General features: G+C 45.9%; 17 protein-coding genes and 1 pseudogene. 9 read left to right on the top strand and 9 right to left on the bottom strand.

The annotated features are described in order from the left end of the window. Nucleotides 1-149 precede the first annotated feature (149 nt). Complete coding sequence (locus tag QT974_RS14060) at nt 150-683, bottom strand: thioredoxin family protein (protein WP_333469087.1); 534 nt, start codon at nt 681-683, stop codon at nt 150-152. Nucleotides 684-837: 154 nt separating this feature from the next. Further along, nucleotides 838-1,767 carry an agmatinase gene (gene speB / locus QT974_RS14055; protein ID WP_333469086.1) on the bottom strand — a complete coding sequence of 310 codons (930 nt, stop codon included), beginning with the start codon at nt 1,765-1,767 and terminating at the stop codon, nt 838-840. A gap of 233 nt (nt 1,768-2,000) precedes the next feature. Here speB and QT974_RS14050 point away from each other — a divergent pair, with 233 nt between their 5' ends. Both QT974_RS14050 and QT974_RS14045 read left to right on the top strand, forming a co-directional pair. After that, nucleotides 2,001-2,900, top strand: coding sequence for an alpha/beta fold hydrolase (locus tag QT974_RS14050; RefSeq protein WP_333469085.1), 900 nt, complete (start codon nt 2,001-2,003; stop codon nt 2,898-2,900). A 422-nt stretch (nt 2,901-3,322) separates the two neighbouring features. After that, entirely contained in the window at nt 3,323-6,007 is a 2,685-nt protein-coding gene (locus QT974_RS14045) for a protein kinase domain-containing protein (RefSeq protein WP_333469084.1), read from the top strand. Between the two features lie 335 nt (nt 6,008-6,342). Here QT974_RS14045 and QT974_RS14040 read toward each other — a convergent pair whose 3' ends face one another. Beyond that, a complete protein-coding gene (locus QT974_RS14040; RefSeq protein WP_333469083.1) occupies nt 6,343-6,681 on the bottom strand; it encodes a hypothetical protein in 339 nt (112 codons plus the stop codon). Nucleotides 6,682-6,923: 242 nt separating this feature from the next. Here QT974_RS14040 and QT974_RS14035 point away from each other — a divergent pair. Continuing rightward, nucleotides 6,924-7,376, top strand: a pseudogene (locus tag QT974_RS14035) (ribosomal maturation YjgA family protein). 64 nt (nt 7,377-7,440) lie between these two features. Here QT974_RS14035 and QT974_RS14030 read toward each other — a convergent pair. Next, entirely contained in the window at nt 7,441-8,847 is a 1,407-nt protein-coding gene (locus tag QT974_RS14030) for an LCP family protein (protein WP_333469082.1), read from the bottom strand. 104 nt (nt 8,848-8,951) lie between these two features. After that, on the bottom strand, nt 8,952-9,326 hold the full coding sequence (locus tag QT974_RS14025; protein WP_333469081.1) for a hypothetical protein: 375 nt from the start codon (nt 9,324-9,326) through the stop codon (nt 8,952-8,954). A gap of 240 nt (nt 9,327-9,566) precedes the next feature. Between QT974_RS14025 and rpe the strand changes: the two genes are divergently transcribed. Both rpe and QT974_RS14015 read left to right on the top strand, forming a co-directional pair. After that, on the top strand, nt 9,567-10,268 hold the full coding sequence (rpe, locus tag QT974_RS14020; protein WP_333469080.1) for a ribulose-phosphate 3-epimerase: 702 nt from the start codon (nt 9,567-9,569) through the stop codon (nt 10,266-10,268). A 359-nt stretch (nt 10,269-10,627) separates the two neighbouring features. Beyond that, on the top strand, nt 10,628-11,434 hold the full coding sequence (locus QT974_RS14015) for a Uma2 family endonuclease (RefSeq protein ID WP_333469079.1): 807 nt from the start codon (nt 10,628-10,630) through the stop codon (nt 11,432-11,434). Nucleotides 11,435-11,785: 351 nt separating this feature from the next. Here the strand turns inward: QT974_RS14015 and QT974_RS14010 are convergent, their stop codons facing one another. From QT974_RS14010 to QT974_RS14000, 3 genes are all read right to left on the bottom strand, one after another. Beyond that, the gene (locus QT974_RS14010) at nt 11,786-12,967 is read right to left on the bottom strand and encodes a Fic family protein (protein WP_333469078.1); all 1,182 of its coding nucleotides are present in this window, start codon (nt 12,965-12,967) and stop codon (nt 11,786-11,788) included. 193 nt (nt 12,968-13,160) lie between these two features. Further along, the gene (locus QT974_RS14005; protein ID WP_333469077.1) at nt 13,161-13,424 is read right to left on the bottom strand and encodes a ParE family toxin-like protein; all 264 of its coding nucleotides are present in this window, start codon (nt 13,422-13,424) and stop codon (nt 13,161-13,163) included. Continuing rightward, nucleotides 13,421-13,651, bottom strand: coding sequence for a hypothetical protein (locus QT974_RS14000; RefSeq protein WP_333469076.1), 231 nt, complete (start codon nt 13,649-13,651; stop codon nt 13,421-13,423). Before QT974_RS14000 ends, QT974_RS14005 begins: the two co-directional genes overlap by 4 nt. Nucleotides 13,652-13,763: 112 nt before the next feature. Between QT974_RS14000 and QT974_RS13995 the strand changes: the two genes are divergently transcribed. From QT974_RS13995 to QT974_RS13985, 3 genes are read left to right on the top strand one after another with little or no spacing between them, the layout of a single operon-like run. Beyond that, a complete protein-coding gene (locus QT974_RS13995; RefSeq protein ID WP_333469075.1) occupies nt 13,764-14,036 on the top strand; it encodes a hypothetical protein in 273 nt (90 codons plus the stop codon). 3 nt (nt 14,037-14,039) lie between these two features. Next, nucleotides 14,040-14,453, top strand: a complete 414-nt coding sequence (locus QT974_RS13990; RefSeq protein WP_333469088.1) for a serine/threonine protein kinase — start codon at nt 14,040-14,042, stop codon at nt 14,451-14,453. 51 nt (nt 14,454-14,504) lie between these two features. Then, the gene (locus QT974_RS13985; protein WP_333469074.1) at nt 14,505-15,194 is read left to right on the top strand and encodes a hypothetical protein; all 690 of its coding nucleotides are present in this window, start codon (nt 14,505-14,507) and stop codon (nt 15,192-15,194) included. Nucleotides 15,195-15,282: 88 nt separating this feature from the next. Here the strand turns inward: QT974_RS13985 and QT974_RS13980 are convergent, their stop codons facing one another. After that, a complete protein-coding gene (locus tag QT974_RS13980; RefSeq protein WP_442933179.1) occupies nt 15,283-16,899 on the bottom strand; it encodes a VIT and vWA domain-containing protein in 1,617 nt (538 codons plus the stop codon). A gap of 315 nt (nt 16,900-17,214) precedes the next feature. On the opposite strand from QT974_RS13980, the gene tsf reads away from it, so the two are divergent. Further along, nucleotides 17,215-17,673, top strand: a complete 459-nt coding sequence (tsf, locus tag QT974_RS13975; protein ID WP_333469073.1) for a translation elongation factor Ts — start codon at nt 17,215-17,217, stop codon at nt 17,671-17,673. The last annotated feature ends 208 nt before the right edge of the window (nt 17,674-17,881 follow it).

Here is a 17,881-nt window from a genome sequence, read left to right as displayed (position 1 = left end):
CTTTGACCCTTTCTTGTCCCCCCCTTCTTAAGGGGGGCTAGGGGGGATCTGGTCTTAATCGCTAAACAGAAGACTCGCACTACGTTTGACGTTAAATATCACACGGCTTTGGGTACTGCCGTCTCGTTAAGGGTTTCAACCGCCGTCTATTACCGCCACTTGAGGGCACAACCGATCGCCTCTGTACTCGAAGGTTCTACCTGTTCGTTATTGAGCAATTGGTCGATCGCACTTCGCAGATAAGAAAGCTGCACCGCCCCCGGATCGTCGGCGTTGTCGTCTATTAAACCTTTATAGCGCAATCTGCCATCTTGGTCTAACAAAAAGACCTCCGGCGTTTTAGAAGCCCCAAAACTTTCAGCCACATCTTGAGCAACATCTCGGATGTACGGAAAGTTGAGTTGATTGTTGGCTGCAAAAATTTTCATGTTGTCGAAACTGTCATCGGGATGCTGGTTTGCATCATTAGCATTAATCCCGATTAACGTAACATCTCGATCTTGAAAAGCTGCTTGTACTTCTTTCAGGCGATCGAGATACAACTGCACGTAAGGGGAATGATTGCATATAAATACTACCCCGATCGCCCGATACTTTTCTAAATATCGAGCTAAATGGTGAACTTCTTCGTCAACTCCCGGTAGTTCAAAATCAGGAGCGTAGCCGTTAATCGGAGTAGCCATTTTTTCCCTTAGTAGATTTATGTTTGCAGCAGGTAAAGAGCGGTATTTCCACTATCAAATATGACAGGAACAGCAGAGCTAGAATAGGCTGTTTTTTGGCTGTAGTTTAATTCTAACCTTGCCAACAGCCTATTTTCATTCGCAACCAAACGATTTATGCCTCGTCTTGCTTGAGCCAACCTTTCGCCACAGCTTGATATCCAATCATTTTGTATGTTAATTTGGCGGCGGTAAATTCTGAAACTACAGAATCTACCACAGGTGCTAGTTCCATAATGTCACAGCCGATTACGTCGTAGGACTCGAAGACGCGCCGCAAAAATCCGGTGAGCGAATACCAATTTAACCCGCCCGGTTCCGGTGTGCCAACTCCTGGTATTAATGTCGGATCGATGCCGTCTAGGTCGATCGTCAAAAATACTCGTTTCGTTGTTATGCTGGCAATGGCGCGATCGGCCCAATCCGGTTGAGTAGCAATTTCCCGAGCTCGAAACACGTTTAGTTGTTTAGCTTTAATCAAGTCGGCTTCTTCCTTGCAGATAGCGCGAATCCCGATTTGCAGTGTCGGTAAGCCCATATCAACAACCCGTCGCATCACGCAGGCGTGGTTGTGAATCGAGCCTTCGTATTCGTGGCGCAAGTCGCCGTGGGCGTCGATTTGCACTACGGTGAAAGGTTCATCCGGGTATCCTTGGCGGTAGCCTTCGACAACGCCGGCGGTGATGCTGTGTTCGCCTCCGAGGGAGATGACAAACTTATTTTCGGTAATTAGCTGGTGCACGGTTTGTTGCGTGACTTGCAGCATTTCTAGGGATGATACTGGTTGTTGGTTGCGGGTATCGGCGATCGGCAATGCGGTATAAATGCCAACATCGTAACAAACTTCGGAATCTAGTTCTTCGTCGTAGCACTCCAGTTGGTGAGAAGCTTCTAGCAGTTTAGCCGGCCCGTTTTCGCACCCCCGCCGGTAGGTGGTTGTTGCTTCGTAGGGAATTGGTAAAATAACTACTTTGGCGGTGTCGTAGTCGGGTACAATTTCGGAACCGAGAAACGGTACGACAGAAGTTGAGACGATCGTTGGCATAGGGGAAATTTCAATAAGGCAAAAAAGTCAGCATTTTTAATCGTGACACAATAGCGGCTCTAACTGCAAAGCAAGAAGCAAGAGGATTTAACCGCAGAGAGCGCCAGAGGGCGCAGAGGGAGGAGTGAATGAAGGTTTGGGATTTATGTTCTAGCAGTTGCCTGGAATTGCGATACGGTTTGTAGTAAGGACTTTAGTCCTTCCAACTCTTAAATTTTCACTTTTTTACTTCTATGACATCTTCTACGTTAACTGCTGTTGCACCTCAAACCTGGATGTGGAAAGGTTTTCCGATTTGTTACCAGGCTGCGGGTTCCCAGGGCCCGGCGGTGGTGTTTGTCCACGGTTTCGGCGCGTCTTCGGGCCACTGGCGCCAGAATTTGCCGGCGTTGGCTGCTGATTGTCGCTGTTTTGCGATCGATCTTATCGGTTTTGGCGGTTCTGCGAAACCCGCACCCAAGCTTGAGATTGATTATACTTTTGAGACTTGGGGAGAGTTAATTGCCGATTTTTGCCGGGAAGTTGCGGGCGGGCCTGCTTTTTTGGTGGGAAATTCGATCGGCTGCGTAGCAATTATGCAAGCGGCTGTGGATTTTCCAGATATCGCCATTAGTGTAATTTTACTCAATTGTTCCCTGCGCTTGCTGCACGATCGCAAACGCGCCGAAATGCCTTGGTATCGCAGTTTTGGAGCGCCAATCGCACAAAAAGTTTTAAATGTCAAGTGGATTAGTAAATTATTTTTCAAACAATTAGCAACCCCGAATACAGTCAAAAAAGTGCTTTTGCAAGCCTATCACCGTCCCGAAGCTGTCACTGACGAGCTGGTAAATATGCTGCTGGAACCCGCTAAGGACAGCGGCGCAGTGGATGTATTTGTAGCATTTATCAGCTATTCTCAAGGGCCGTTACCGGAGGATTTACTGCCGCGTTTGAACTGTCCTGCTTTGATTGTGTGGGGCGCAAATGACCCTTGGGAGCCGATCGCCCTCGGGCGAGAATTAGCCAAGTTTCCGGCTGTAGAAAAGTTTATTCCGCTGGAGGGCGTAGGCCATTGTCCCCAGGATGAAGCGCCGGAATTGGTCAATCCTATTTTACTTGATTGGATTAAAGAGCGATTCCCTACCACATAGCTACGTCGCGCCTGCTTGGCATAAAATCAGTCTGCGTAAGGTTGGCAACTAGCACCGCCGAAAGCTAACCTGAAGAAAAATATTGAGTTGTGAGTTATGAGTTTTAAGTTAAACAGTTCCCAATCCACAACTGTGCACTTAAAATTCATAACTCAAAGCTATATTACCAATTACTACTTGCATTCGATTGATTTTAGGTCTGGGAAACAGCCAAAACAGTTAGGAGATTAGACATCTCTAATAATTATTGTGGAACAAACATCCTGCTTGTTCAAGACTTGGTTTTTTCGAGAGGTATATTAGTAAATTTTCAAACATCAGCGCTAAAATTATACCACTTTCCCTCGCAGCTCCATCCCTTACATCCGTTAACAAATCTGTTGCCGAACTTCCTTCAGTTGTGAACAATAATTTTGGTCGATATGGACAACTTGAGCATCGACACTAAAACCCGCACCGTCAAGCTGGGTTCAGAGTGCATAGACTTAAACAAAGAAGAGTATATCGTGCTGCTGCTGTTGAGCAAGCACTACGGCAAATATGTCGCACCGGCAGCGATTTTTAACGTACTGTACAAGCGTCCGCCAACAGGTGACGAAGAGCAAATAATAGTCGATCGCATTTTTGAACTCAGGAGAAAATTAAAAGACAACGGCGACACATCTGCGCTAATTCATACCGAACCAAACGGGAGCGGCAAATACGGCATTCTCGCAGTCGAAAGTCCCGTGGAAATCAACGGCAAAATTTTGCAACCGCCGGAAGTTAACCCTGAATCAGAACAACTTTTAAACAGTCGCTACCGGGTAATTGACAAACTCGGAGAAGGAGGTTTTGGCTTAACATTGCTCGCCGAAGATACGCAAATGCCTTCGCATCGGTGTTGCGTCATTAAGCAGCTAAAACCCCAGACTGATAATCCTCTGATTGACCAAAGCGTTCGAGAGCGTTTTTCTCAAGAAGCTGCTGTATTGGAAAAGTTGGGCGAAGGACATTCTCAAATACCAAAACTCTACGGGCACTTTGAGGAAAATGGTTTATTTTTCTTGGCCTTAGAATGGATAGACGGCGAAACGCTAAACAACCGGGTAAAAGTTGCTGGTAAAATGAGCGAGGAACAAGTCAAGGAAATTATCTCAAGTCTGCTGCAAATTTTGGATTACATTCACGAAAAAAAGATTATTCACCGAGATGTTAAACCACAAAATATTCTTTTGCGCAAGTCGGACGGCGAACCAGTGCTGATAGATTTTGGCGTGGTTAAGGAAACAATTAATCAAGCCGTAACTACTGGAGGAAATGATGTAACTATCTCTATTGGAACGCCGCAATTTATGTCGCCGGAACAAGCCGCAGGTAGGCCAGAATTTTCTAGCGATTTGTACAGTTTGGGATTGACTGCAATTTATTTGCTGACGGGAAAGTGGCCGCAGGAGTTGGAAACAGACCCCCAAACTCGGGAGATGCTTTGGCAGAATTACTCGTCAAAAGTGAGTATCAGATTTGCAGCGGTTTTAGATAAATCAATTAGGTTTCATCCGCGAACTCGGTTCGCTACTGCTAAGGAAATGTTGGCGGCTTTGCAGGAGCCTACCTCGGCTACTTTGGCGCATATTCACGATCGGAAAACCTCGGATAAATCTCGAAAAAAAAGTTGGCTGGTTTCTCTAATTTTAATATTTTTAATTGCTTTAGGTGCGGGTGCTTTTTTGTTCAGGAATGAGTTGATTAATATCTTAAAAGATGCTGTAAATTTGGCTGAAAAAAGCCTGAATCCTAATGTTTCTAAATTACCTAATACACCAGGGGAAACTTCGCGGAGTTCCTCGCCGATAGATGTTAGTGGTTACATCAGTGCGGGCGATCGCATTTTGTTTGCTAGCACTGCTACTCCTGACAAGCAAGCAGGAGTTCGCGCGATCGCCAGCGGTGACTTGAAAACGGCGGTAAATCAGCTACAAGCGGCTGTCCAAGTCGATCGCACCGATCCGGAAACTTTGATTTATCTCAACAACGCTCGACTCGGTACTGCGCGAGCTGTCTCCATTGCCGCAGTAGTTCCGATTAGCGACAATCTCAGCGCCGCGGCGGAAATCTTGCGCGGGATAGCTCAAGCTCAAGATGAAGCAATTAAGGCGGGAGTGCCTTTAAAGGTGGTAATTGCTGATGATGGTAATGATGAAAATCGGGCGCAGGCTATTGCGCGCAGTCTGATTGCAGATACCAGTATTTTAGCGGTTGTCGGTCACGGCACCAGCAAAACTTCGATCGCAGTTGCTCCCATTTACAGTCAAAATCAAATGGTGGCGATCGCACCTACGAGCACGAGCATTGAATTAGCAACGGTTCCGAGGCGCCCCGACGGCGTGAACTATTTCTTTCGGACAATACCGAGCGACCAATTTACAGGTACGGCTTTAGCTCGCTATATGTTAAATACCATGAAAAAAAGCAGGGCTGCGGTTTTTTACAATTCCAAAAGTTCTTATAGCAAGTCGCTACAAACAGCTTTTTCTACTACTTTAATTTTGGAAGGCGGTCAAGTTGTTAAGGAAGTAGATTTATCAGACCCAAATTCGACGGCACATCTAGATGGAATTGCAGCGGATGTGTTGGTATTGTTCCCAGATTCAGATACGATAAATTCATCCTTAGAAGTGGCTAAAAACAATCAAAAACGCTTGCCGCTGATTGGCGGTGATGCTCTCTATAATACAGATTTATTAAAACAGGGTGGAGCAGCTTTGAGCGGGGCGATAATTTCGGTTCCTTGGCATTTTGCTGATAGTAAAAATCAAAATTTTGCACTATTAGCTAAAGATTTGTGGGGAATTGAGGTTAATTGGCGGACGGCGATGAGTTACGATGCGGCGCAGGTATTGCGGATGGGAAGGTCGATCGGGAAAATTGCTCCTTATAGCGGTCAAGCGGGGCGGGTGATGTTGGCGAAAACCTTGGCGGGTGCCGACTTCAAGGTTAGCGGTGCGACTGGGGAAATTAGATTTTTGTCCAGTGGCGATCGCAATAGCAATGTAGTTCTTTTGCAAATTGTACCCGATTCTAAATCTGGTACGGGCTACGATTTTGTGCCAGTCGAGCGATTTTAGATTTGAGATTACTACCATAGATTTCACGTTGAGGTTATTCGCGCCGTTTAGAGCGGATGCTGCTAGAAGAGGCGCTTAGGGATGTGGAGGGGTAGAGGCCGTCGCTCCCTAGTCGATCGTAGATTTGTTGAGGATTAATGCTCTTGCTGATAAGTACAGCAAAATACCATTAAAAAGATGCCAAAGAAAATGTGTACCCGTTGAAAAGTAAGGACAAACTGCCCGATCGAGAGTTCGGAATGAAAGGGCTAACAAGAATACCCCCGATGCTGCTAATAGAACAAATGGCTCACGCTTCTGCTGTTGATAGTGATATAGTCCAAGCCCTAGTAACACTAAAAATGCAGGAGCATAAGAAAGAGAACCGTTGAGAACATTTGTAAATTTATTGCTGAAGTTGCTTGCCATAAAAATCCTGCGAGCAATCGTCCTGCATATCCATATTTCATTTTAACTACTTGACGGCTATAAAGCCATAAAAACCCAAGCTGAAAGAGCATAATAGGAATCACATCTAGCAATCCTGCCCATTCTGTCGCAAATGTATGAAATAGGGTACTTCCAATACCTATACTGGTGACTAAACTAATCAATATCCAAATACCAGTTGGTACTTTTTGCTGTCGCCGAGTCAATTGAAAAATAGCCCATGCTGCAATAGACTTGAATTGCAAAAATCGGAAAACACCCTAAAATTATCTGCGTTTATCTGTGTTTATCTGTCTGACATCTGCGGTTTCTGTATCGATCGAAGACCTATGCAATCTTGTCTAATGAGGAAAGAAATATTAGATACAGCATTTAGTGGTTCACTCCATAAACCAGGCATGGTACGTTCGCAGTAAAGATCGATGTAATCGTTCATCTCATGTCACTGTTGTGAGAGTATAATTCATAATACAGAAAAAGCCTTAAAGTGAACGAAAAAATCTGTCTCAAATTTAATGAATTCCCCTATTTCTCCCCATCACCGTTTTTTCAAATATCGAGTTGCTCTGCGCTAATCAACATTGCTGTGATTATCCCTTTAGGTTACGCAGTCAGGTTTGATCGCGGCCCTGCACCGGAATGGTTCAATGACTTTTTTGGAGCCATAGCTTATGAAATATTTTGGATTTTGCTAACAGTTTTTTTGTGGCCGCAAGCTTCCCTAGTTTGGGTTGCTATAGGAGTGTGTATTGCTACCTGCGGATTGGAATTTATTCAAGTATGACAACCTCCGTTTTTGCAAGCAGCTAGAGCTACTTTACCGGGACGATTGGTATTGGGAAACTCATTTACTTGGTCGGATTTTCCATCTTATTTTATCGGTAGTTTTGTGGGTTGGGTGTGGGTGCGGCGGCTGAGCCGATCGAACTTCATCAGGTAAAGTAAAAAGTAAAGAGGACACAGCACTGCTGTGTCCCTACAAATATCAAATTTAAAATTGCGTTTTAAAATCCCCGGCCTGACTGAGCCTTTTTCTCCAACCAATCCTTACCCAGTCTGATTGTCACGTCCGACTGTAAAGCACCCGTACTCTCAACCAGCACCTCTCCAAAACCCAAAGACTGGCGAATCGCTTGAGCACCTTTAATGTCCCCGTCTTGAGCTACAATCGTCGTTACGTCTAGCGGTTCAGACCAAGCTTTAGAAACTTGCACATTCCGATAGCCTGCCCGAGTTAAAGTCCTGACAAAATCTTCAACAGCCGATCGATCGCCCGTACTGTCTTGAACCGCCACCTTCAGAAAAGTTGAATCAACATTATCAATTTTCCAAGTATTTTGACCGAAGTCAAAATGTTCTGCCACCAGAGTTTCGATAGCATTTTGGTCTGGCAACCAAAAACTTGCCTTATAGTCCTTAGGATCGCTGAATTTGCCCGGAACCATCAACATCTGTACGCCAGCGCGATCGGTTTGAGTAGCAAAACCCGCCAAAGCCACCAATTCTTCTATACTCAAATTCGTGTCAAGGTGAGACTGAATCACCGACAAAATCTTCGGCATCCGAGACAGCAAACCAACATTAACTTGCTCTTCCACAAAAGCCCGCATTAACAATTGCTGCCGCTGCACCCGCCCGATATCGCCTAAATCGTCGTGCCGATAAAGCAAATAGTGTACGATTTGTTCGCCATTCAGACGTTGTTTACCAGCCTTTAAATCTATATATAAATGCTGACTTTCATCGGTATACTTCATGTCTTTAGGGACATTAATCGTAATCCCGCCCAGGGCATCTACCAAACTTTTGATGCCTTGAATATTGACAGTGACATAGCGATCGATTCCCACGCCGCCCAGCAGTCCGCTGACTGACTTTGCTGAAGAAGCAGGGCCGCCGTAGTAATTAGCTTCGTTGATTTTCACAACACCCCTACCTTCCACATAGGTGCGGGTATCTCGCGGAATGGAAAGCACGCTTATTTTTTTATTTTGAGGGTCAAACCTCACCAACAGCATAGTATCGGTTAACCCCTTAAAAGAGTTTTGCCAGACATCGTATCCCTTGTCTTTATCGGGATGGCCTTCGAGGTCTGAACTCAAAACCTTAAGTCCTAAAACTAAAATATTAACTGGGCGAGTCAACTCCGGCATCTTCATGCTGAGCTTTGCCATGTCGCCTTGAGAAAACACCGCCGCTTCTTCAGGGCTCAACTTTTGTTGCTGAAGCGGCGTTGTGGAAAGAGAGACGGCTAGGAGCGCTCCGGCTGTGGCTGAGAGCATGGCTACTCCAGCCAAACCAAAACCAAAACCCAGCCAACGGCCTCGATGCGGTTGGTGCGATTTTTTGGTTGGAGGTTGAGCTGTTGATTGTTTGATAGGGTCTTGATTAGGAGTTTTTTGAGCTGGCACTGGCTTCCTCACACACAACAAAAATAAAAAAGATCGTGACAATATGTAGTATCAACCTGAAAACGCAGTCAATCAATACGGTAGGGGCTTAAAAGAACCCTAAATTATGATAAATGTTTGCCGACCACTTGCTCGGCTACGCGGCTAATTCCGGGCAACCATAGCGGTTGACGCTTCCAGAGGCGAACCATCAGTCCCAAGGCAACGATAAAATAGCTGGTTGTCAGCAGGCTACTCATTAATAACATGGTAAGTGTCGAAGATTCCGCAGAAATCGCTCCAGCTTCTAAAAGAATATGTCCTAAGAGCCAGCTAAATGCAAGGGCAATTGCCAATCGGCTGACGGCTTTGCGCTCGGGGCTGCCCTGACGGCGGTAAAGATTCCACAGGGCGGGGAAAAAGCCGATGACTGGGATCATTAGTACAAACAGACTTGCCCGATCGAGTTCGGGATTGTCTAAGGGATCTGTATTTTTCATAATTCGCTACTGAAAATTTGCAGCAGGTCTAGTTTTGCACGAAACTTATTTGTTAGAGGTAAAAATTATATCCTAAACCCAAATTCGGAGAGCTGAGCGAGTTTTGCACAAAAATTGCGGGTTAAAGGTCAAGTTTTTCCACTAAACCTGTCCCTAGCTATTATTCACAACTTTGAGCCCCGATCGCCGTATTTTGATAAACTGGATACAGCACAGGAGACAGGAGACACAGAGCTAGCCATGACCAAATCCCAAAAATCGATCGTTATTTCTCCATCAATATTATCCGCCGATTTTAGCCGTCTCGGAGAAGAGATTCAGGCTGTCGATCGCGCCGGCGCCGACTGGATTCACGTAGATGTGATGGACGGTCGCTTTGTACCTAATATTACGATCGGCCCACTGATCGTCGAAGCAATTCGCCCGGTTACCACCAAGCCGCTGGATGTCCACCTGATGATTGTGGAGCCGGAGAAATACGTCGAAGACTTCGCTAAGGCTGGTGCTGACATTATTTCGGTGCACGCCGAGCACAATGCTTCGCCTCACTTGCACCGCACCCTGGGTCAAATTCGGGAATTGGGCAAAATGGCTGGTGTAGTCCTGAATCCTTCGACGCCGCTAGAGTTGATCGAACACGTGCTTGACCTTTGCGATTTGGTGCTGATTATGAGCGTCAACCCAGGCTTTGGCGGTCAAAGTTTTATCCCGACTATGGTACCGAAAATTCGCAAGCTGCGCCAAATGTGCGACGAAAGAGGCCTCGATCCTTGGATTGAAGTAGATGGCGGTTTGAAGGGAAACAATACTTGGCAGGTTTTGGAAGCGGGCGCAAATGCGATCGTCGCTGGTTCTGCTGTGTTTAAGGCGAAGGATTACGCAGGTGCGATCGAGGGTATCCGCCACAGCAAGCGCCCGACTCCTGAGTTGGCTGCTGTCTAATCAAAAATTCGATCGCGTCTGGTGAATTAGCAATAATAACAGCGGTTTGAAGTCAGGACGAATAATCCTTATTTAAAAATGGAAGAGCAAATTCTTCCATTTTTTTGTGGGCGATCGAGAAGCGAAAGTATTAGCTAATAGCGAACATGATATAAAGTCAAATCACCTATCTGGCTCTATAATATAAATCAATACGCTTGGGTTAAAACTATTTATTCCTCGGAGATCCCCCTCTCATCCCCCTGATTGTTGGGGGACTTTGAGTAAGTTCTTGTCCCCCCCTTGGGAAGGGGGGTGCCAGGGTGATCGAGCTTAACTGAACCGTATTGTAATATAACTAGGTCAACAGTGGAGAAGCAATGACGATCGCCATTACCCGCCATCCAACAAACGAATTAGCCGAACGCGGTTGGCGCACCGAAGAAATCGTCCAACCCGATGGCAGCACTGTTTTCGAGGATATTCCCCTGACCTCTGAAGAATTTCTCCATCCAGAAGAGGGATATCATTTGCCGAACAGCACTTTTCACGATCGCATAGCAGGAGATATTAAAGATATTCTCACCCGTCGCTACGCTAACGATCCAACAACCGCGGTTTTTCGCGATCTCATAGTTCGCTGGGAAATTGCCGATTTCAAAGATCATTGTCCCGATACTTGCGTGGTGTTTGGCATTCAAAATAAAGAACAGGTGCGGACAGAGTTTTTAGTGAAATCTGAAGGCGCGCGTCCCTCCTTAATTGTCGAAGTAGTTTCCCCTCAATATCGCAAAGAGGATCGAGAAATCAAAGTCCAACAATACGCGAGGGCCAGCGTACAGGAATATATCATTTTCGATCGGCGGCGTCAGCGAGGTCAAATGCTGGATGAGGTGTTGGGCTACCGTTTAATGGATGGCACCTACGTGCCGATTACTCCCGATGAAGAAGGGCGCATTATGTGCGAAACGGTGGGTTTGTGGATGGGATTGCACGACGGCGAGGTGGTGATGGTGGATGCTCAAACTCAAGAACGCCTTCTCAGATCCACAGAACTCGAACATTGGGCAATTCAAGCCGAACAGCGAGCTACTCAAGCCGAGCAGCGAGTTGCCCAATTAGCCGAATTTTTGCGATCGCAGGGTATCGATCCCGTTAGCGAAGCCCTCGAAGAGGATCGAATTTGAGCTTTGGCGGTTGCTTTTTTAACCGAAAAACTGGTTTTTATCCCTATGATTGTCACTTCGGGGTAACATAAAATTCACCCAACGATCTAATTAATCGATGCAGAACCTCGAATTATCATTTCTGACTCTTCATAGTTAATCTGTAGGGTGCGTCGCTGCGAAATCTTGAATAGAAATTGCTTCTTTACGGGTGGCGACGCACCTTACTTACTAGAAGATTGTGTGTACTAACCTCTGCATTACTCCCGCAAGCAGAATTAACTTTCAAATTGCCAGTTGATAGGTTGCCAATCAAATCCACCCCGATCGCGCTTGCGCAAATGTCCGATGTAGTCCTTTCTAGATAGCAGATTACTCGACCCACAATCGCGGGAACCATTGCTCGACTGCCATTGTCGGAAATCCCAACCGAACGGCTCCTTTCGGAGAATCCGCGACTAGCAAACCTCGTTCGATTAAACGTTTCAACACCGATCGCGCCTGTCTTTCCTGATACCCCGCGATCGCTGCCGCACGCCCTCGCGCAATTTCTCCCTCCAAAAAAGCTGCTTTCAATAACGCAAAACTTCCTGGCAAGAGCGATCGCTGCTTTATCGCGATCGCCACATTCGCTTCAATTCGATTTAAGAGTTGCGTGGGTTCCAAAAGCTCTGTCATGAAATCAATCTGGTCAATGCAAGTTTCTAGAAAAAACTCGCAAAACTGGACTAATCCCGCCATTGTGAGATTACCTCGACCATCGTAATCGTTCAGCCGTTGCAGATCGGCTTGTGCTAGCAGCGATCGATAATCCTGCATTTTCCGCGCCAATCCTCGCGAGACTGACCACAGGCTATTTCCTATGCCGATGCGTTGAAAATAAGCATGGGAAAAAAGTCGCACGACTCGCCCATTGCCATCTAAAAATGGATGAATCCAGACAAATCGATGGTGGGCAGCAGCAGCCGCAAGAATTCGATCGACCCCCGAGAGCCGATCGGGGCTATAGACTCGGGCAAAGCGAGCGAGAAACGCGGGTAAAGCATCCGGTGGAGGGGGGATATGGCGACCGATCTGCACGTTCGCCGAACGCCATTCTCCGGGTTGAACGGTGAGCTCTCCAAGCTGCCAAAAGGCTTCCGGCAGGCGTTGATAAAATTCACGATGCAATTGTTGAATGAATTCCGGGCTAACAACATCCAGCATTTGCCAATTTGGATCGATATCTAACAGGCTCTGAACTTCGATGTGAGCTTTAGCTTCAAGCTGCAAGTTACGCTGTTCTGGATCGCTAGAAAAGTCTTGTGCCAGAGCGCGTTCGATATCGATCGGTCGGGTGCGATGACCTTCAATCAGATTGCTGTAGTAGCAATTCATCGATCGTACTAAAGCACCGAGCGATCGCGAGACGATCGGATGCAATCCGCGAGTCAACTGCCCCGCTTTCGATGTCAGTAAAAGTGCTAAATCTTCTAAATTCTGAGTTCGCTGAGGATAAACGGGTTCGAGCAGACTGGGTTCGTAATGTCGGTAGGGAATCGCTGACTCTGCCATTGTATTGCCGATCTAGAAATTGGCTGAAACAGTTTTATATTCTAGCTTGTGGCTGTTATTGGGCGAACTTTTTGCCGATCTTTTTGCCGATATATGATTACGCGAGCGAAAATAACCTTCTGGAGTTTCCGGGCGATCGAGTTCGGCCATACAATTTTTCTTACCAGCAAATGCTTACAATATTAGGTGGCGCTTACGAATAGAATTCCTCGTACTCATCGTGGTCGCCGATCCAAAACCACGTCACTGTATCGTCATCTAGAACGCCTAAAGCACGGTGGCTGCGCGTAACTCGCACTGACCAAATCCGTTCTTCACTATTGATGCACTTAAAATGCAACGATGGATGAAATGGATTCGTCGCCCACAATCGATAGGCTTTTCGTGCTCCTGCTCTCACCGGATCGCTCAATTCTCGATATTTCGCCCAAAACGATGGCAGGGTAGCGGACTTCATAATTGCTCGTAATCCATTGGGACTGACTTGCCTGCTGCTATTTCTTGTCTGGCTTGCCGTGCCACTGCAATCAAACTATTCTGGGTTCGCTTAAAGCTCGCATCCCAACGCTTTTCTTCCTCTAATTCGGCAATATACTCGCGAATATGCTCTGCAACTTGTTCTTGCAGCTCATGGGGCAAGGATTCAACCATCTTGACGATCGTGGTGATAGCAGGAGAAGACATATATTTAGGCGATCGGGTAAATTATTTCAGTATAACCCCCCTTTCGGGCCTTTGCTCTGATAGTTAGAGTTTGATAGAATGAAACGCATAATTTAGCGGAGAAAAGTGGGGTATGAGTCTCGACGACTACAGAGTGATCGAGCAACTTGGTAAAGGTGGATTTGGCATAACTTATCTTGTTGAAGCAAAATCACTTCCTGGCAAGCCAAAACGAGTGTTGAAACACTTACAGCCTGATTCACCCCCCAGCCCCCAACAATGGTTGACTCTTCAGCGACTCTTTGAGAAAGAAGCTAAGATGCTTGCTATTCTGGGGAGCCACCCGCAAATTCCAACATTGTACGACTATCTTAAGGAGTTTGGCAAATTTTTTCTCGTTCAGTAATATATTCATGGGAAATCTCTTGAAGAAGAAGTTGGGCATGGTAGAAGGCTTAACGAAAAACAGGTCTTAAATCTTTTAGAGGAGATCTTAGAGGTGCTAAAATTTGTTCACGTTCAAGATGCTATTCATCTCGATCTTAAACTTGTTAATGTGATGCGTCGTCAGCTCGATGGGAAGGTGGTTTTAATAGATTTCGGCGGAGCCAAACAAACTAGTGCTTTGCAGATAACTTCAGATGGCAACAGAAAATTAACTGTTTGCGTTGGTACAAAAGGTTATATGCCACCCGAACAAGCTCAAGGACAACCTCGACCGGCAAGTGATGTCTATGCAGTAGGTAGAATTGCAATTCGATTATTGACTGGTAAAGAGCCTTATACAATACCTGAAAATCCTCATACAGAAGAATTACTATAGCAAGGTTTAGTCAGTGACATTAGCCAAGACTTTGTAAAGGTGATTAATAAGATGATTAGTTATAACTTTAAAGATAGATACAAGGATGCTTCAGAAGTGTTAAAAGCAGTTCAAAATTTAAAGGCAAAGATACAGCCTAATATCCCCTTTAATCCTCCAGTAAACTTTCCTAGCCCAAACACACCCAAAGTTCCTTTAAAACCTAATCCAATATCTCCTAATCGCAATATCCAGAAAAACAGTATCCAGTGGGCCACAGATTTGCTTGGTTTTCCTTGGAAACATCAGACAGATTCATTGGGGCTTGGTTTCTCCTTAAATTTCCCTTTGTACTTAATACTCTACTCTCTAGGCTATTTTGTATTAGGTTTTCTTGGATATGGACTCATGGCTATCGGTTATACTCAATTCGCACTTGGTTTCATATTGTTCTTAGTCTTAGGAGTCTCTGTGTGTGGGGCAATACCTGGCTTCCGAGAATGTTTGTATATAGGAGGTTTTGTGATGGCTATTTCGCCTGTTTCAATTGCTTGGCAATTTCCTAGCCCAAGTAGTATAATTTTGGCAATTTTATTATTTGTTTTGATTTTTCCTTGGTCTTTCATAGTTGCCTTAGGAAAGGAAAGTTGGAAATTTAATAATCAGTTTATAAAAGAAATACTACTACGCTCTTTATTGGCATTACCAGGTATATTTGCTGGATTAGGGCTAGGAATATTGCTCGCGCTTCTACGTCGATAGCTTACATTTACAATTTTGCTTCATAATTGTTTAAATTCTGTTCATGGGTTTGGATGTACTGGTGTCCGCCTGCACTAACCCCTTTTATCTAAAGTGTTCCAGCTTGGCGATCGCCCTTTTTTCCAAATAAAACCAGCGGTTGTTCGGCAAATAAATCCGGCGCAACTGACGGATAAATTACCGGACTTTCGCCCTCTCCCTGCCAAGTAATTTCTAGATTTATTAACACGGGATTGTTGATTTGTTGGAAGAACTTTTCGACAAATTCGTTAACTGGTTCGTCATGCCGAATAATCCGGGAAATTCCGCGCCCGATTTCGGCAAGGCGATCGAGCAAAAAGCGATTGACGGAACTCCCCGCACCGAAGCTGTACAGGCGATTCCCCGATTTGAGATGTTGCTGCACTTCGGCGAAAATCTGGTTTTCGTTGCCGATGTAACCGTCGCTAAGCAATACCACAGTCCGCAAGCGCCCGGATGGTGCTGGAAAATCGATCGCCGCCCGAATGCCGCCCAACATTTCCGTAGCGCCAGAAGCGCATAGTTTGTTGATATATGCGATCGCCCTTTGCCGATTTTCTGCTGTATTCGGTAGCGGTTGTTGGGAAAGTTGCCGCACGGAGTCGGAAAAATCCAGAATCGAGAAAGTATCCGCCGGATTCAATCCGTTAATAAATTGCCGCAACAATTCCTGACATTGCTGCAAAGGCGCTCCGGCTTGCGAACCGGAAGTATCCACTAAAAAAACAACATCTTTCGGCACAATTTCATCAGTTTTGTACTCGATCGCCGGAATCAAATAAACTGCAAAATGTCCGCCGCGATCGTCCGCTTGAGTTAATACCGTAGATTGAGTTTCTCGACCATAAATTTGATAGCGAACAATCAAATCTTTGTTGGGAATTGTATCTTGATTTCCCAACTGAACGCGCACCATCAAACCATTTTTTTGCTCGCTGGCTGCGGAAGATTGGGGAGAGTCGAAATATTCGATGCGCAGTTGGTGGGATGGGGAATTGACATTACGAATCGGTACGCCGGCTGCAATTTCCAGCGTCACGCCGATATCGTGTCCCGATCGCATTCCCGGCGGCAAAATAGGGGCATTCAGGCGATCGGCATCGGGGACGATATCAGTATCCGCATTGAGTGTCATTGGGGCTGGTGCGCTGCCGCTAGCTGCCATTTCATCCAGCGGCGTGCCGGGAATATATCGCGGCCCGACAACCATCGGAAACACAAATTCATAATCCCCAGCTAGAAATTTCAAGCTGTCCGTATAGCGAATCACAACCTCGATTTCTTCACCGGGTTTGATGTTGGCGAGGGATTGGGTAAAAATATTATCTCGCTCTTGTTCCAGCAAACCCGCAGTACGCCCTTCTTGTTTGGCTTTTTCGTAAATTTGTTGAGCTTCTTCGCGTTTTTTGATGCTGCCTTTAATGGTGCGAGATCCAATTTTGATTTCCATCTCATCTACCGCTGCTTCCGCAGGTAGCGGGAAAATATAGACGGCTGACCGCGGCTTAGTAAAAGGATTTTTAAATTTTTGGGAGACTTCAACTCGCGAGAGATTTCCGGCTATTTTGGCTCTGACTTCTGTATGCTTGAGGGGAAAAACGAGTTGTTCTCCCTCTTGTTCTACTTCGATGGAGCGCACGTACAATCCACTGGCGCGAGCTGTTGGAGATGTTAAAGATGGCATGGGAGTAGTCCTCCATAAATGATACATCAAACGTAACTGCAACGCGAATCGTCTCGATTGGCTTCATGCTAACAAGTGCGATCGGGTTTCAGCCCTTGGTTTTGTTTTGTTTTGTTTGCTTTGCTTTGGATAAAGATTAAAAAGGCAAGCGGGAACGATCGGTCTAGCAAAACAACGGATTCCCGTAGATTATCGATCGACCGCATCAAAGCAGCCAATTATTCTCTGTTTTCTGTCCTGTTTTTCCGTGATGTTTTAGCCATTGTGTATTATAATAGCATACAATATGAAGTATGCAATTGTGGAGGCATAAAAATGGCACGGATTCCAGCCCAACTCGTCAAACAGTTGCGAGATGTAACCGGAGCGCGGGTGATGGATTGCCAGCGAGCGCTGAAAGAAAGTCAGGGGAATCTGGAAAGCGCGATCGCGTGGCTGCGTCAAAACGACTTAATCCGCGCTCAAGCCCTACAAAAAAATGAAGCAACTCAAGGCATTGTCGAGTCTTATATTCATACAAATAAGTCGATTGGCGTGCTGATTGAAGTGAATTGCCAAACGGATTTTGTTGCTCGCTCTGCCACATTCCAAGAATTGGCAAAAAACCTCGCCATGCAAATTGCGGCTATCCCAGTTGCGTCCGTTGAGGCATTGTTGGAACAAACCTATATTCGCGATTCGCAGGTGACGATAAAAGTCCTGCTCGATCGCTATAGCGCTGCTGTAGGTGAAGCTATTGAAGTTAAACGTTTCTCCCGCTTTGAATCGGGTTGAGATCGAGCAAAAGGACACGGCATTTTCGTGTCCCTAGCTACTGAGATTAATTGTAGGGAGACGGCATTGCCCATTGGTGACAACTTAAGACTGAAACCTTAGATAAATCTCGCTTATAGGCGACTGCCAGATCCCCCTCGCATCCCCCGAATCGTTGCGGGGACTTTGATAAAACTCTTGTCCCCCCCTTCTTAAGGGGGGAGATCGG

This window comes from Microcoleus sp. BM001215392 (genome assembly GCF_036700185.1).
Lineage (GTDB): Bacteria > Cyanobacteriota > Cyanobacteriia > Cyanobacteriales > Microcoleaceae > Microcoleus.
The sequence above is the reverse complement of the archived record's forward strand: the minus strand, read 5'-3'. Positions and strand labels throughout refer to the sequence as shown.

Coding starts and splice junctions, on each gene's coding strand:
- QT974_RS14060 (WP_333469087.1), bottom strand. CDS start 683: ATGGCTACTCCGATTAACGGCTACGCTCCTGATTTTGAACTACCGGGA.
- rpe (WP_333469080.1), top strand. CDS start 9,567: ATGACCAAATCCCAAAAATCGATCGTTATTTCTCCATCAATATTATCC.
- QT974_RS14045 (WP_333469084.1), top strand. CDS start 3,323: ATGGACAACTTGAGCATCGACACTAAAACCCGCACCGTCAAGCTGGGT.
- QT974_RS14000 (WP_333469076.1), bottom strand. CDS start 13,651: ATGTCTTCTCCTGCTATCACCACGATCGTCAAGATGGTTGAATCCTTG.
- QT974_RS13995 (WP_333469075.1), top strand. CDS start 13,764: ATGAGTCTCGACGACTACAGAGTGATCGAGCAACTTGGTAAAGGTGGA.
- QT974_RS13980 (WP_442933179.1), bottom strand. CDS start 16,899: ATGCCATCTTTAACATCTCCAACAGCTCGCGCCAGTGGATTGTACGTG.
- tsf (WP_333469073.1), top strand. CDS start 17,215: ATGGCACGGATTCCAGCCCAACTCGTCAAACAGTTGCGAGATGTAACC.
- QT974_RS13985 (WP_333469074.1), top strand. CDS start 14,505: ATGATTAGTTATAACTTTAAAGATAGATACAAGGATGCTTCAGAAGTG.
- QT974_RS14025 (WP_333469081.1), bottom strand. CDS start 9,326: ATGAAAAATACAGATCCCTTAGACAATCCCGAACTCGATCGGGCAAGT.
- QT974_RS14050 (WP_333469085.1), top strand. CDS start 2,001: ATGACATCTTCTACGTTAACTGCTGTTGCACCTCAAACCTGGATGTGG.
- speB (WP_333469086.1), bottom strand. CDS start 1,767: ATGCCAACGATCGTCTCAACTTCTGTCGTACCGTTTCTCGGTTCCGAA.
- QT974_RS14015 (WP_333469079.1), top strand. CDS start 10,628: ATGACGATCGCCATTACCCGCCATCCAACAAACGAATTAGCCGAACGC.
- QT974_RS14010 (WP_333469078.1), bottom strand. CDS start 12,967: ATGGCAGAGTCAGCGATTCCCTACCGACATTACGAACCCAGTCTGCTC.
- QT974_RS14005 (WP_333469077.1), bottom strand. CDS start 13,424: ATGAAGTCCGCTACCCTGCCATCGTTTTGGGCGAAATATCGAGAATTG.